This is a genomic window from Pigmentiphaga sp. CHJ604 (genome assembly GCF_036972535.1).
Classification (GTDB): Bacteria; Pseudomonadota; Gammaproteobacteria; order Burkholderiales; family Burkholderiaceae_B; genus Pigmentiphaga; species Pigmentiphaga daeguensis.
Map to the genome: position 1 here is coordinate 2,052,438 of NZ_CP136998.1, position 13,972 is coordinate 2,066,409.

Genomic DNA, 13,972 nt, shown 5'->3' on the forward strand with positions numbered 1-13,972 from the left:
CTGCGTCAGAACGGATAGTGCCGCGGCGTGGTCTGGACGGTGATCCACCGCAATTCGGTGAACTCGTTGATCCCGGCCTTGCCGCCGAAGCGGCCGTAGCCGCTGGCCTTGACGCCGCCGAACGGCATCTGCGCCTCGTCGTGCACGGTGGGGCCGTTGATATGGCAGATGCCGCTTTCTATGTGCTTGGCCACTTCCATCGCCCGTGCGATGTCGCGGCCGAACACGGCCGACGACAGCCCGTACTCGCTGTCGTTGGCCACGCGTATGGCTTCTTCGGTGCCGCTGACCCGAACGATGCACACCACCGGGCCGAAGGATTCCTCGCCGTAGATTTCCATCGCCGGGGTCACCTTGTCGAGTACGGTGGCCGCCATGATGTTGCCTTCGATGCCGCCGCCGGCAATGAGCTTGGCCCCCTTGGACACGGCATCGTCGATCAGGCGCCGGATGCGCTGGATGGCTTCCGGCGTCACGACCGCACCCAGCACGACGTCGTCGCGGCGGGGATCGCCGGCGGGCAGCGAAGCCGCCTTGGCGGCGAACCTGGCGGCAAAGGCATCGGCGATGGCGTCGTCGACGACCAGGCGTTCGGTGGACATGCAGATCTGGCCCTGGTTCATGAAGGCGCCGAAAGCCGCCGCGTCGACTGCGGCGTCGAGATCGGCGTCGTCGAGCACCAGCAAGGGCGCCTTGCCGCCCAGTTCCAGCAGGACGGGCTTCAGGTGGCGGGCGGCGCTCTGGGCGATGATGCGGCCGACGCGGGTCGAGCCGGTGAAGTTGACCCGCCGGATCGCGGGATGGGCGATCAAGGCCTCGACCACGGCGGGCGCGTCGTCGGGCGCGTTGGAGACGACATTGACGGTGCCGGCGGGCAGGCCGGCGTCACGCAGGGTCTGGGCGATCAGGTGGTGCGTGGCGGGGCACAGCTCCGACACCTTGAACACGACGGTATTGCCGCAGGCCAGGGGCATGGCGATCGAGCGCGTGCCCAGGATGATGGGCGCGTTCCAGGGCGCGATGCCCAGGACCACGCCCACCGGCTGCCGGACGGCCATGGCCAGGCTGCCAGGCACGTCGGAGGGGATGACCTCGCCAGCGATCTGCGTCGTCATGGCGGCGGCCTCGCGCAGGATGCCCGCGGCCAGGTGCACATTGAATCCGGCCCAGCCGCGCGTGGCGCCGGTTTCGGCGATCATGCGGGCGATGAACTCCGGCGTGCGCTGATCGAGCAGGTCGGCCGCCCGGTTCAGCAACTGCCGCCGTTCGCCAGGACCCAGCGCGGCCCAGGCCGGAAAGGCTGCCGCGGCGGCATCGGCGGCGGCGCGGGCATCGGCCACCGTGGCGGCCGCGGCACGCGTGCTGTCGGCGCCGGTGACCGGGTCGCGCCGCACGAACGTGGCGCCGCCGGTAGCGTCGCGGTCTTCATCGTCGATCAGGAGCTTGATGTCGAACATGGTGGTTGACTCCAGTAATGGCGGCCCCGCGGCCGCCTTGATTCGCGTCAGGCTTTCGCCATGCCGAGATAGGCCTGTTGCACGGCCGGGTCGTTCATCAGCGCGCCTGCTTCGCCTTCGCCGGCGATGGCGCCGTTCTCGATCAGGTAGCCGCGCTGGGCGATCGCCAGGCTCAGGCGGGCATTCTGCTCGACCAGCAGGATGCCGACACCGTCCTGCCGGATGGCGGCCAGGGACTTGAACAGCTCGGCGCTCATCAAGGGAGACAGGCCCAGCGACGGCTCGTCCAGCAGCAGGATCTCCGGCCGCGACATCAGCGCCCGGCCGATGGCGACCATCTGTTGCTCGCCGCCGCTCATGGTGCGGGCGGTCTGGCCCAGGCGCTCGCCCAGCCGGGGGAACAGGGCCAGCACGCGTTCCAGGGTCGCGGCCTCGGTTTCCCGGGCGCGGTGCGCATAGGCGCCCAGCCGCAGGTTCTCGCGCACCGTGAGCTCGCCGAAGATGCCCCGGCCCTCGGGGACCAGGGCGATGCCCAGCTCGACGATACGATGGGCGGGCGTCGCGGCGATGTCCTGCCCCGACAGGCGCACCACGGCCTGGCCGTCGTGCGGGACGAGGCCGGCCACGGCCTTGAGCAGCGTGCTCTTGCCGGCGCCGTTGGCACCCAGCATGACGACGATCTCGCCCGGCCCGACCGACAGCGCGACCTTGCGCAGCGCCGTATGCTTGCCGTAGGCGACGGACAGGTTGGCGACTTCAAGCACTGGCGTCTCCCAGGTAGGCGCGGATCACTTCCGGATCCGACAGGACGGCGGCGGGCGTACCCTCGGCGATCTTGGCGCCCGCGTTCATCACGACGCAGCGATCGCACAGCGAGTGCACGGCATCCATGACGTGCTCGACCAGGATGATGCTCATGCCCTCGTCCTTGAGCGAGCGCACCAGCGCGATGCCTTCGAGCAGTTCGGACGGATTCAGGCCGGCCAGCCATTCGTCCAGCAACAGCAGGCGGGGCGACAGGGCCAGGGCGCGCGCCAGCTCCAGCCGCTTCTGGTCGATGTAGGTCAGTTCGCCGGCCAGCGTCCGGGCATGGCGCGCCAGGCCGACGCGCGCCAGCAGTTCGGCGGCTCTGGCCGTGGCCTGCGCGCCCCACATCGGTTCGCGCGAGAAGGCCAGGCCCGCCACGACGTTCTCGGTCGCGTCCATGTCGGCCAGCACTCGCACCAGTTGGAAGGTCCGGGCCACGCCCGCGTGCGCCACCTTGTGCGGGGCCTTGCCGGCGATGGGCAGGCCCGCCAGTTCGATGTCGCCCGCATCCGGCGCCAGGGCGCCCGAGATCAGGTTCATGACCGTGGTCTTGCCCGAACCGTTCGGCCCCAGCAGGCCGACGATCTCGCCGGCCTCGACCGAGAAGCTCAGGTCGTTGACCGCGGTCAGGCCGCCGAAGGTTTTCCGCAGTTGGGAAATGCGCAGGCTGTTCATGATGCCTCCCTGGCGGCGGGCGCCGCCGCGCGGTCGGCCTTGCGCAGCCGCCGGGCGAGGCCGACGACGCCGTTGGGCAGCAGGTAGACGATGATCATGAAGACGGCGCCGAGCAGGATGCTGTAGTGGTTGGGGAAGTTCGCGCCCAGGTATTCGAACAGCAGCGCGAGGGGGATGACGCCCAGCAGCGGGCCGTACAGCCGTTGCACACCGCCCAGCAGCGCCATGATCAGCACCTGGAACGACATGACGGGATTGAACGCGATGGCCGGGTCGATGTAGGTCCAGCGCGGCGCCATGATCGCGCCCGACAGTGTCATGAACACCGCGCTGAGCGCGAACAGCAGCACCTTCGCGCGGGTGGTGTCGATCCCGCAGTGCCGGGCCACCGTTTCGTCCGCGCCGATGATGCGCAGCGCGAAGCCCAGGCGGGAGCGGCCCAGCAGCAGGGTGGCCACGAACAGCACCGCGCCCAGCGCCAGCAACTGCCAGTAGATTTGTTCCTGGCTGATGTCCAGGAATACATAGCGGCCGATGGAGTTGGACACGTTCACCTCGTACCAGGTGACCAGCTGGCGGATGAGCTCGGTCAGCCCGAAGGTGAAGATGACGAAGTAGACACCGGCCAGCCTGAGGGTGGACAGCCCGACGACGACAGCGACCACCAGGCCGACCACGGCGGCGGCCGCCAGTACCGCCGGCCAGGGCAGGGCATCGCCCAGGACCGCCACGGTATAGGCGCCGATGCCGAAGAAGGCGACCGTGGCCAGCGACACGTAGCGGGTGGGGCCCGAGAACATCGCCCAGGCGGTGGCCAGCACCGCGTAGTTGAGGATGTTGATGGCCAGCGACAGGCCATAGCCGTCGGCCACCAGGGGCACGCCGGCCAGCACGGCCAGCACGGCGACACCGGCGATCAGGGGAATGCGCAGCGGGGCGTTCATCGCGCGGCCCTCCCGAACAGGCCGGTGGGACGCACCAGCAACACCAGCAGGAACACGCCGTAGGTCACGGCGATCGTCAGTCCGGGATCCACGTAGGTGGCGATGAAGGATTCCGCCAGGCCCAGCAGCAGGCCCGCGACCAGCGCGCCCAGGACGTTGCCCACGCCGCCCATGATGATCACGATCAGCGCCTTCATGGTGAAGATCACGCCCATGTTGGCGTTGAAGGTCAGGAACATGCTGACCAGCACGCCGCCGCTGGCAGCCAGCGCGCCGCCGGCGGCGAAGGCCAGGGCCGAGGCCCAGCGCACGTCGATGGCGACCAGGCGCGCGGCCACCGGGTCCACCGCCACCGCCCGGATGGCGGTGCCCAGGCGGGTGCGGGTCAGCGCCAGGTAGAAGCCGATGCCGAACACCGCGGCGAAGCCCAGGGCCAGCAACCGGTTCAGGGCCAGTACCGAATCCAGGATGCGCACGGGTTCGTTCAGGTAGGAATAGCTGTAGTAGTTGCCGCCGAAGGTGACCTGCATCACGCCCTGCACGATGAACAGCAGGCCGAACGTGGCCAGGATGCTGTCCACCTCCAGCGCGGCGCGCGTGCGGGTGCGCCTGACCAGCGGCGTCAGCAGGAAGCTGTAGACCAGCCAGTTCAGGGCGAAGGCGACGGGGACGATCAGCAGCAGGCCCCACAGGGGCGCGATCTGGAGACCGGTCATCAGGAGGTAGGCGCAGAAAGCCGCGGCGACGAGAAACTCGCCATAGGCCAGATTCATGATGCGCGAGACGCCATACTGCAGGGTCAGCCCCATGGCGACGAGCGCGTACATGCCTCCCAGCGTGATGCCGGAGAAGAGTGCATCGATGAACATACGGGATTCCTGTCGCGCGCCATCCGGCGGCGTGCCGGACGGCGCGGGTTGAGGGTCAGCGCGCGGCGGCGCCGGCCTGCCAGGCGGACTTGGGGAAGACCAGCTTGGCGGCGCCGGCGTGGCTGGCCGGCTCGATGCCGACGAACTCGCCGTTCTGCCATTGGCCCAGCGTCAGCATGTTGGGCACCATGTGGTTCTTCAGGTTGATGCGGCCCAGGATGGTGTCGAACTCCTCGCTGGCGATCTTGGCCGACACGGCCTTGCGGTCCAGGGTCCCGGCCTTCTCGATGGCCTGTTGCAGCACCTGCAGTCCGGCATAGGTGACCAGGCTGGCCCAGCGGTCCGGTTCGGCCCCGGTCACTTCCTTGTGGCGCTGGATGTAGGCCTTGACGGCGGGGCTGTTGGCGTCGATGCCGCCCAGGCTGGCCACGCCCTCGACGTTCGCGCCGAAGCGGTTCTTGTACAGCGGGAAGGCGGTGCCCACCCCGGTGTAGAACACCTTGGGATTGAAGCCCAGCACCCGCGCCTGGTCGGTGATGGCCATGGTGTCGGGCGGATAGCTGAACGCGATGAAGACGTCGGGGTTCAGGTTCCTGGCTTCGGTCACGATGGGGGCCAGGTCCTGCGTGCCGACCGGGTAGGTCTTGGCGTAGGCCAGCTTGAAGCCGGCCTTCTGGAACGCGGCGCGCGCCGCGGTGGCCAGCTCGATGCCGAAACCGTCGGCGATGGAGACCATGGCGATGGAGTCGCCGATCTTGCCGGCCTTGCGCAGGCTGGTCAACTGGTCGACCAGGGCCTCGGCGTATTGCGAACCGGTGCCCAGCAGCCAGTAGCTGTTGGGCCAGCGCTTGGCGAACTCGGGCGCGCGTTCGGTCACCGCCGAGCCCGCCAGCAGCGGATAGCCGTAGCGGTGGAAGGTGGGCGCGACGGCCAGGTTCATCGCGGTCGACCACGGAGGCAGCAGGAAGTCGACCTTGTCCTGCGTGATGAGGCGCTCGACGGCGCGCACGGCGTCCTCGGAGCTGGAGCGGTCGTCGTATTCGACGACCTTGATGGGCAGGCGCTTGGCACCGACCTTCAGGCCGCCCGCCTGGTTGACCTCATGGACCCAGAGCTTGTAGTTGGGAATGGTCGTGATGCCCGCGCCGCCGGCGTTGACGCCGGTCTTGGACACCGCGTAGCCGATGGTGACGGCGTCCTGGGCATGGGCCGGAAGGGCGAGCGAGAACGCCGACAGGGCAACGGCCGTGCCCAGGCGGCGCAGCGATTTCAGGGACGAGGTGAGCATGGTGTGTCTCCCGGTAATTTTGTAACAATCGCGGAGTTTTGTTGTAGCGACGTACAAATTCTGGCTAGAGGGCTCGGCCGTGTAAAGTTGCAGGCATTGATGAAATCGGACGAATACTTGTACTTTTTTGCCCGCCTTCCCGAGGATCCGCATGGCCGTTTATCCGCATTCCCTGCCCGACGTGCATCCGGACATCGGCGAGACGCCGCTGGCCACCCTGATGGAGAGCGAAGTGATGATGCCCGCGCTGGCCGCGCGCGAATGGGTGGTCGAGGCCGCGCGCAGGCAGGGGCGCAGCCATGCCTTGCTGCTGACGGCGGGGAAGGGCGTGGCCACGCTGCGCCATGGCCAGCTCGCATTGCGCGCGCCTTGCCTGGCCTGGCTGCCACCCGGCATGGCGCAATCCATCCGCCTGGAGGCCGGCGGTGCCGGCTACATGCTGTCGGCGGCCGAGGAGCTGGTGTCGCGCGCGTCGGCCGCCAGCCAGCATGCCGCGGCCCTGCGCAACGTGGCCGACCGCCTGCTGCACATCGGGCCGGACGAGATGGCGGCCGGGCGGGACATGCTCTGTCCCGTGTTCGAAGCCGTCAGCCATGAGCTGCGCCAGGCGGCCAAGGGCGCCGCGGGGATCGCCGTCGCCTACCTGTCCATCGTCCTGACGCATCTCTGGCGCATGAGCGACATCGACCCCGAGGCGCCTACCGGCGACCGGCCCGGTTCCGTCGTGTTCCAGCGTTTCCTGCGCGTGGTCGAGATGCACTTCCGCGAGCACTGGCCGATTTCCCGCTACGCCCGCACGCTGGGGGTGACCGAACGCCGGCTGCATGCCGCGTCCATGCGCAGCGCCGGCTGCGGCCCGCTGGCCGTGGTGCACGAGCGCCTGTTGCAGGAGGCCCGGATACGCCTGCAGCAGTCGCCGCTGCCCGTGGCCCAGGTCGCCTACGGCCTGGGGTTCCGCGACACCGCGCACTTCAACCGTTTCTTCAAGCGCCACATGGGCATGCCTCCCGGCAGCTACCGCCGCCGGGTACTCGAAGAAGCGGGCCGCGAGGATCTCACGTACTCTGCCTGGCCGTAGAGGTCCCCCCTACGCGCTTCGCGCGCCCAGCATGGTTGAGCCCCAGCCGCTACGCGGCAGCCCCCGAGAAGGCCGGGACCCGCCTCGGGGCGGCCCGGCGCCGGGTCCCGGGAGAAAATCGAAAGCTATACTTTTCCCATCTAGCCTTGGGTGTGAATGTCGTGAAGGTTTTCGTCGGACGGGATTTGTCGTGGGGAGCGCTGGCCGGGGCGCTGGGGCTGATGTTCCTCGTGTCCAGCGCGCTGCGCGGGCCGCTGCCCGAGGGGCCGTTCAGCGAGCGCGTGCCGGTGCTGGCGCAATACGCCGGTTCCTTCCTGGCGGCAGCGCTGATGGGGGGCTTCATCGTGCTGGTGATGTGGGGCTTCCGGCGTTTCCGCTCGCAGCGCTACGAGACGCCCCGGCGCGACCTGGCGCTGGCCATCCTGCTGATGGCCATCGTGACGTTTCGTCCCGCCCATGCCGAGGTGGCCGCACCGGTGGCGCCGGCGGCGGGCGTGGAGCACTACGCGCCGTAGGCGGCGCGGCCCTTGGCCAGGTAGGGCGCCAGTGCGAACAGGTCGACGTTGCCGCCCGAGACGATGACGCCCACGCGCTTGCCGCGCGCATCGACCTTGCCGGACAGCAGCGCGGCCGCGCCCAGGGCGCCGGTGGGTTCGAGCACGAACTTCATCCGCTCCATCAGGAAGAACATCGCGCGCAGCAGTTCGTCGTCGGTCACCGTCAGCATGTCGTGGACGTGGGACTGGATGAGCGGGAAGGTGTACCGGCCCGCCGATTGCGTGCGCGCGCCATCGGCGATGGTGTCGGGATTGTCGACCGATTGCAGCGTGCCGCTGCGGAACGAGCGGGTGACGTCGTCGCCCGCGGCCGGCTCCACCCCTATGACCCGGATGCCCGGCGCGCAGGCGTTGGCCGCGATGGCGGACCCCGACAGCAATCCGCCGCCGCCGCAGGGGACCAGCAGGTAGTCCAGCGGTCCGGTCTCGCGCAGCAGTTCCAGCGCGGCGGTGCCCTGGCCGGCGATGACGTCGGGATGGTCGAAGGGAGGGATGGTGGTCAGTCCCTCGCGGTCCGCCAGTTCGGCCGCGATGTCCTCGCGCCGTTGCGTGTCCCGGTCATACAGCACCACGCGGGCGCCGTAGCCGCGCGTGGCTTCCAGCTTGACCCGCGGGGCATCCGACGGCATGACGATGGTGGCCGGTATGCCCAGCAGTTGGCCCGCCAGCGCGACGGCCTGGGCATGGTTGCCGGACGAATAGGCCACCACGCCGCGCCGACGGGCATCATCCGGAAGCCGGGCCAGCGCGTGATAGGCGCCGCGGAACTTGAAGGCCCCCATGCGCTGGAAATTCTCGCACTTGAAAAAGACCGTGGCCCCGGTGCGGGCGTCGACGGTATGCGAAGTCAGCACCGGCGTGCGGTGGGCGTGGCCGGCGAGCAGCGCGGCGGCCGCTTCGATGGCGGGGAAGGCGACGGACATGGTGTTTTTCCACCTGGGTGCCGGCCGGAGGCGGCCGAGGAGCCAAGCATATACGAAGCGGATCGCCGGAGGCGCGGCCTGCCGGGAATCCCCAGGCGGCGCCGTTCTCTTGGGGTATCCCCCGATGTTGACGCGAAGCCGGCGGGCAGGCGAAAATGCCGGCTGACATGTCTATGGCATGTCCCTCCAAAGGGGAGTAGTTCGAGAGTCCAACAGGCTCTTTCGTACGATCGTCAATACGTGGAAGTCCGCTTCCTCCGGTCGTGCGGATCACCGCCCGGTGATTGAACAAGACCTTTGCAGCCTGGCCTCAGGTCCTGCATGGGTACTCCCGTCCCCAGTCATTCCTGTCGCCAGCAGAGGCCGTCAACTTCTCTGGAGAACAACTCGTGGAATGGCTTTCGGCTTTCGCCGCAGAAACTTTCACCACCCAATTCCTGTTCGCGCTCGCGTCCATCGTCGTGATCGACATCGTGCTGGCCGGCGACAACGCCATCGTCATCGCGCTGGCCGCGCGCAACCTGCCGCCGGCCTTGCAGAAGAAGGCCATCGTCTGGGGCACGGTCGGCGCCATCGTGGTCCGTACGTTGATGACGCTGGCCGTGGTATGGCTGCTGAAGATCCCCGGCCTCATGCTGGTGGGCGGCCTGGCGCTGCTGTGGATCGCGTATCGGCTCCTGACCGCCGAAGAGGACGAGCACGGAAGCGGCGCGGCCAATACCAGCTTCGTCGCCGCCATCAAGACCATCGTGATCGCCGACGCGGTCATGGGCGTGGACAACGTGCTGGCGGTGGCCGGCGCGGCGCACGGCAGTTTCCTGCTGGTGGTGCTGGGCCTGTTGATCAGCGTGCCCATCATGGTCTGGGGCAGCCGCCTGATCCTGCGCCTGATGGAACGTTATCCGGCCATCATCTACATCGGCGCCGGCGTGCTGGTCGTGACCGCGGCCAAGATGGTGATGGGCGAACCGCTGGTCAAGCCCTGGTTCCAGGCCCACGCCTGGGTGCAGTGGGTGCTGTATCCGCTGGCGCTGGTTGCCATCCTTGGCGGCGCCCGGATGGTCGTCAACAATCGCGGCAAGGGGCAACCCGAATCCAACGCGGCGTGACGCCGCCGCCCAGGCCGTGCGAGGGAAATACCCCCTCTCGCGGCAGGGGCGAACTGGGTTAAGCTTGCGGCTTTCCCGGGGTGGATACTCCGCCCGCAGCAGAACGGCGCCCGGTTTCGGCCGGACGCCGTTCTTTACGTAGGAAGGCCGCGGGCCGCTTGATCGAGTGCGAATGACGACGAATTATTCCCTGACCCTGATGCCCCGGCCCGGGACGTGGAACTGGCGGCACCTCGCCCAGCGGGGCGCGCTGGCCCTGCTGACCACATCGCTGCTGATGCTGGACGACTGGATCCAGCAGTGGTTCACGGTCGCCAACCAGGCCGATTTCGAACTGAACTACTTCGCGGCGCTGCTGGCCTTCAACCTGGGCCTGTGGCTGTCGGGCAGCCGGGTGTTCGTGACGTGCATCCTGGTGCTGCTGGGCGGCATGGAGCTGGTCCAGCTCAGCCACATCTCCTACGCCGGCCGGCCGCTCGATCCCGTGGTGCTGGCCAGCCTGTTCTCGGAATTCGGCGACGTGCGGGAAGTGGCGCTGGCCGATTTCGGCGACCACGTCCACGTGCTGTTCGCGGTGCTGATTCCGTACCTGGCCGCGTGGTGGCTGTTCATGACTTACATGCGGTCGGACGTGCGGCGCTGGCAGCGCGCGCTGGGGGTCATGCTGGTGGCCGCGGGCCTGCTATCCAAGCCTTATCGCGCCACCTACCGCGACCTGAATTCCTTCCTGCCCGGCCCCACCCGCAGCGGCCTGCACAACTCCCTCAATACCTTCAGCTTCTTCCTGGTGCACAACGTGCTGCGCGGATCGCTCCACGCCGCGCCTGCGCCGGTGGCGGCCATCGCCCAGCCCGAGGTCGTGCCCTTTGCCTCGGATGCGCGGCACGTCTGGCTGTTCGTGGCCGATTCGCTGCGCAGCCAGCACCTGGGCATCATGGGCTACGAACGGGACACGACCCCCAACCTGGCGCGGCGCATGGAGCAGGGATTGGTTGCGCGCCATGGGGTGGCGGCGGCCGTTTCCACCGCGGCCAGCATGCCGCTGATCCTGAACGCCGTGCGCGAGCCCGGCCAGCTGGCGCAGATCCGGGGGCTGTCCACGAACCTGTTCAAGTTCGCCAAGGAGGCGGGCTTCAAGACCTACTGGATCTCGTCCCAGGAGTCCAAGCTGCTCAACGACGTCGGCAGCCGCTACGTCGACGTGTCGATCACCCGCGAGGACGAGCCGGCCCGGTTCGGCAGGCAGGGCGACGAGGCGATCCTGTCGCTGCTGCGGGAACAGGCCTGGGCCGAGAAGACCTTCGTCGTGGTCCTGCTGCGGTCGACGCACGCGCCCTACGAAGCCAACTACGCGCACGCGCGGGACCGCTACGCGCGCTGGCCGGACAGCCACGACCAGCCGCGCGCGGAGCGCCAGCGCAACGCCTACGACAATTCCGTGCTGTACCTGGACGCGCTGCTGGATCGCATGCTGGACGAGTTCGACCGCCTGCCGGGCCCGCGCCACCTGGCGATCACCGGCGACCACGGGCAGTTGCTGGGGGCGCGGGGCATGTGGGGGCACAACGTGCTGGAACCCGAGGTGGCCGACGTCCCGGTACTGTCCTGGAGTCGCGATGCGCCCGAATCCGTGTCCGAACCCATGCGCCGGGCGGGCTGGATCAGCCATTTCGAGATGTCGCGCTGGCTGGCGAACCGGCTGGGGCACGATGTCCGCTCGCCGTCGGCCATCGAAGGCGTGCACTACGTGCAGGGCAAGAACCTGTACGGAGCCAACACCTTCCGCGAAGTGCACGAGGGCGCTTCGCTGGAGTTCTCCGATGTCCTGCCCGTGGGCCACAGCCTGCCGGTCCGCCCTTACAATCCGGTCCGCTCGCTCGTCGCACGCTGAGTGCGCGTGTCCACGGACCTACGCATGTCTTCCCCCCAGGAAAAATCCTCTCCCTTCGAACTGATGACCGGCCGCAACGCGCTGCGTTCGCTGGCGCTGGCCGGCGGCGTGGCGCTCCACGCCATCAACGTCTACGTCGTCACCACCATCATGCCCACCATCGTGCACAGCATCGGCGGGCTGGCGTACTACGCCTGGAGCACGACGCTGTTCGTGGTGGCGTCCATCCTCGGCTCGGCGCTGTCCTATCGGCTGATCGACCGGATCGGGCCGCGCCGCGCCTATCTGGGCGCGTTGGCGCTGTTCTGCCTGGGGTCGCTGGTCTGCGCCACCGCGCCGGCCATGTGGTGGCTGCTTGCCGGGCGGACCGTCCAGGGGCTCGCCGGCGGCGTGCTGCTGGCCTTGTCCTATGCGCTGATACGGATGGTGTACGAGCCGCGCCTGTGGCCGCGCGCGCTGGCCTTCGTCTCGGCGATGTGGGGCGTGGCGACGTTGTCGGGCCCGGCCCTGGGCGGCCTGTTCGCCTCGCTGGGGTGGTGGCGCCCGGCCTTCCTGTCGCTGTTGCCGGTAGCCGCCGCGCTGGCGGCCATCGTCCATAAGCTGGTGCCGGCCACCGCGCCCGCGTCGTCGTCGGCCGCGGCGGGCGTGCCCTGGGGCAAGCTGGCGCTGCTGGCGTGCTCGGTGATGGTCGTCTCGGTGGGCAGCCTCTCGCATGAACTGGCCTGGAACGCCGCCGGCGTGGCGGTGGGGCTGGCGCTGGTGGCAGGGATGGGGCGGCTGGACGTGAAGGCCTCGTCGCGGCTGATGCCCACGGGCGCCTATTCGACCCGCACGGTGCTGGGCGCTTGCTACCTGACGATGGCCATGCTCATCATCGGCTTGACCAGCGAGATCTTCGTGCCGTATTTCCTGCAGACCCTGCACGGCCAGACGCCGCTCGTGGCGGGTTACCTGACGGCGGTCATGGCGGGCGGCTGGACGCTGGCCTCGCTGATGTTCTCGGGATATACCGGCGCCGCCGTCGTGCGCCTGGTCCGTGCCGGGCCGGTGGTGACCGCGGCGGGCCTGGCCGCGCTGGCCGTGCTGGTACCGCCGGGCGAGTCGGGCGGCGTGGCGTTCGCCGCGCTGTGCGCGGCGCTGGCCGGGGTCGGGTTCGGGATAGGCATGTGCTGGTCGCACCTGGTCACGCGGGTGTTCCGCTCGGCCCCCGCGGGCCAGGAGAACCTCGCTTCGGGCGCGGTGACGACCCTGCAGCTCTATGCGATCGCGCTGGGATCGGCGGTGGCCGGCATGGTGGCCAATGCCGCCGGCCTGGCCGACCCCGGCGGCATCGAAGGCGCCCGCACCGCGTCCGCCTGGCTGTTCGGCCTGTTCGCGCTGGCGCCGGCCCTGGCGGCCTGGAGCGCCCGGCGCTCGTAGTCCAGGCTGCTCGCGCTGCCCGCGCGGCCGTCAGCGCATCGACGGGGCCTCGCCCCCCAGGGCATCGACCACGTCGGCGATCAGCTTGGCCAGTTCGCCCGACATCAGCGTGAAATCGGCGTCGAAGCGTTCGGCGTCGTTCTGCGCCAGGGCGTCGGCGTTTTCCTTGAGCACGTCCAGCGGCGCGATGCGCTTGATGGCCAGCGATTCGCTCAGCACGAACGAGATGCGGTCGGCCCAGGTCATGGCGAGCCGGGTGCACTGCTTGCCGGCCTCGATGTGGCGGCGCACGTCCTCGGCCTCGATGGATTGCCGCACATAGCGCACCGTGGCGCGGCCTTCGCCGGTGGAGCGCAGCTCGGTGTCCTGGTCGATCGTGAAATTGGCGGGAGCTTCGCCGCCGGCCAGCCATTCCGTCATGGCGGCCGCGGGCGAGGTCTGCACGTGCAGGTTGGCCAGCGAGAATTTGTCGATGGCCCGGTTCAGGAGCTGCAGCAGTTCGTCGCAGCGCGCCGCCGAGGAAGCGTCGATGCACAGCCAGCCGTTGCGCGTGTCTATCCACGCGCGGGTGTCGCGCAGGATGCTGAAGGCGCGCGGCAGCAGCGTTTCCTTGACGTTCTCCTTGATCTCCTTCATCTGCTTGCGGCCCGGCTTGAAGCCTTGCTGCTCTTCGATCTCCTGGGCCTTGGCCTTGGCCACCTGATTGATGACGGTGGTCGGGAGCAGTTTCTTCTCGGTGCGCAGCGTGATCAGCAACTGGCCGTTCACGCCGTGGGCCAGCAGGCTGCCGTTTTCCAGCGGGGGCGCCCATCCCTGCGTCTGCAGCTCCAGGCTGGAGCCGGGGGCGAAGACCTGGGGCCGGAGCAGTTCATCGAGCCCCTCGGGCGTCATGGGCCAGGGGGCGGGAAGGCGATAGATCTGTAGATTCTTGAACCACATGGCGGGCCGCGCAAAA

At 68.9% G+C, this 13,972-nt stretch carries 13 protein-coding genes; 5 read left to right on the forward strand and 8 right to left on the reverse strand.

Translation table 11 applies throughout. The features are described 5' to 3' along the window. Nucleotides 1-5: 5 nt before the first annotated feature. The 6 genes from R4823_RS09925 to R4823_RS09950 are packed head-to-tail and all read right to left on the reverse strand — an operon-like array spanning nt 6 to nt 6,040. A complete protein-coding gene (locus R4823_RS09925; RefSeq protein WP_279813941.1) occupies nt 6-1,457 on the reverse strand; it encodes an aldehyde dehydrogenase in 1,452 nt (483 codons plus the stop codon). A 47-nt stretch (nt 1,458-1,504) separates the two neighbouring features. Continuing rightward, nucleotides 1,505-2,221: an ABC transporter ATP-binding protein gene (locus tag R4823_RS09930; protein ID WP_087839249.1), complete on the reverse strand. Its 717-nt coding sequence runs from the start codon at nt 2,219-2,221 to the stop codon at nt 1,505-1,507. Then, nucleotides 2,214-2,939, reverse strand: a complete 726-nt coding sequence (locus tag R4823_RS09935; protein WP_087839250.1) for an ABC transporter ATP-binding protein — start codon at nt 2,937-2,939, stop codon at nt 2,214-2,216. The genes R4823_RS09930 and R4823_RS09935 overlap by 8 nt, the downstream gene beginning before the upstream one ends. After that, nucleotides 2,936-3,883: a branched-chain amino acid ABC transporter permease gene (locus R4823_RS09940; protein WP_087839251.1), complete on the reverse strand. Its 948-nt coding sequence runs from the start codon at nt 3,881-3,883 to the stop codon at nt 2,936-2,938. Before R4823_RS09940 ends, R4823_RS09935 begins: the two co-directional genes overlap by 4 nt. Continuing rightward, on the reverse strand, nt 3,880-4,752 hold the full coding sequence (locus R4823_RS09945) for a branched-chain amino acid ABC transporter permease (RefSeq protein WP_279813950.1): 873 nt from the start codon (nt 4,750-4,752) through the stop codon (nt 3,880-3,882). The genes R4823_RS09940 and R4823_RS09945 overlap by 4 nt, the downstream gene beginning before the upstream one ends. Nucleotides 4,753-4,807: 55 nt before the next feature. After that, nucleotides 4,808-6,040: an amino acid ABC transporter substrate-binding protein gene (locus R4823_RS09950; protein WP_279813953.1), complete on the reverse strand. Its 1,233-nt coding sequence runs from the start codon at nt 6,038-6,040 to the stop codon at nt 4,808-4,810. 151 nt (nt 6,041-6,191) lie between these two features. On the opposite strand from R4823_RS09950, the gene R4823_RS09955 reads away from it, so the two are divergent. Then, a complete protein-coding gene (locus tag R4823_RS09955) occupies nt 6,192-7,118 on the forward strand; it encodes an AraC family transcriptional regulator (protein ID WP_087839254.1) in 927 nt (308 codons plus the stop codon). A gap of 161 nt (nt 7,119-7,279) precedes the next feature. Next, on the forward strand, nt 7,280-7,633 hold the full coding sequence (locus tag R4823_RS09960) for a hypothetical protein (protein WP_132979944.1): 354 nt from the start codon (nt 7,280-7,282) through the stop codon (nt 7,631-7,633). On the opposite strand, the gene R4823_RS09965 is transcribed toward R4823_RS09960, so the two are convergent. Next, entirely contained in the window at nt 7,621-8,598 is a 978-nt protein-coding gene (locus R4823_RS09965; protein ID WP_087839256.1) for a threo-3-hydroxy-L-aspartate ammonia-lyase, read from the reverse strand. The genes R4823_RS09960 and R4823_RS09965 overlap by 13 nt on opposite strands. A 389-nt stretch (nt 8,599-8,987) precedes the next feature. On the opposite strand from R4823_RS09965, the gene R4823_RS09970 reads away from it, so the two are divergent. The 3 genes from R4823_RS09970 (at nt 8,988) to R4823_RS09980 (ending at nt 13,017) form a co-directional block, all read left to right on the forward strand. Further along, nucleotides 8,988-9,707, forward strand: coding sequence for a TerC family protein (locus R4823_RS09970; protein WP_279813963.1), 720 nt, complete (start codon nt 8,988-8,990; stop codon nt 9,705-9,707). Between the two features lie 172 nt (nt 9,708-9,879). Further along, complete coding sequence (locus R4823_RS09975; RefSeq protein WP_087839258.1) at nt 9,880-11,598, forward strand: sulfatase-like hydrolase/transferase; 1,719 nt, start codon at nt 9,880-9,882, stop codon at nt 11,596-11,598. 24 nt (nt 11,599-11,622) lie between these two features. Further along, nucleotides 11,623-13,017, forward strand: a complete 1,395-nt coding sequence (locus R4823_RS09980; RefSeq protein WP_338618504.1) for an MFS transporter — start codon at nt 11,623-11,625, stop codon at nt 13,015-13,017. A 30-nt stretch (nt 13,018-13,047) separates the two neighbouring features. On the opposite strand, the gene R4823_RS09985 is transcribed toward R4823_RS09980, so the two are convergent. Further along, nucleotides 13,048-13,956 carry a recombination-associated protein RdgC gene (locus R4823_RS09985; RefSeq protein WP_338618506.1) on the reverse strand — a complete coding sequence of 303 codons (909 nt, stop codon included), beginning with the start codon at nt 13,954-13,956 and terminating at the stop codon, nt 13,048-13,050. Nucleotides 13,957-13,972 lie beyond the last annotated feature (16 nt).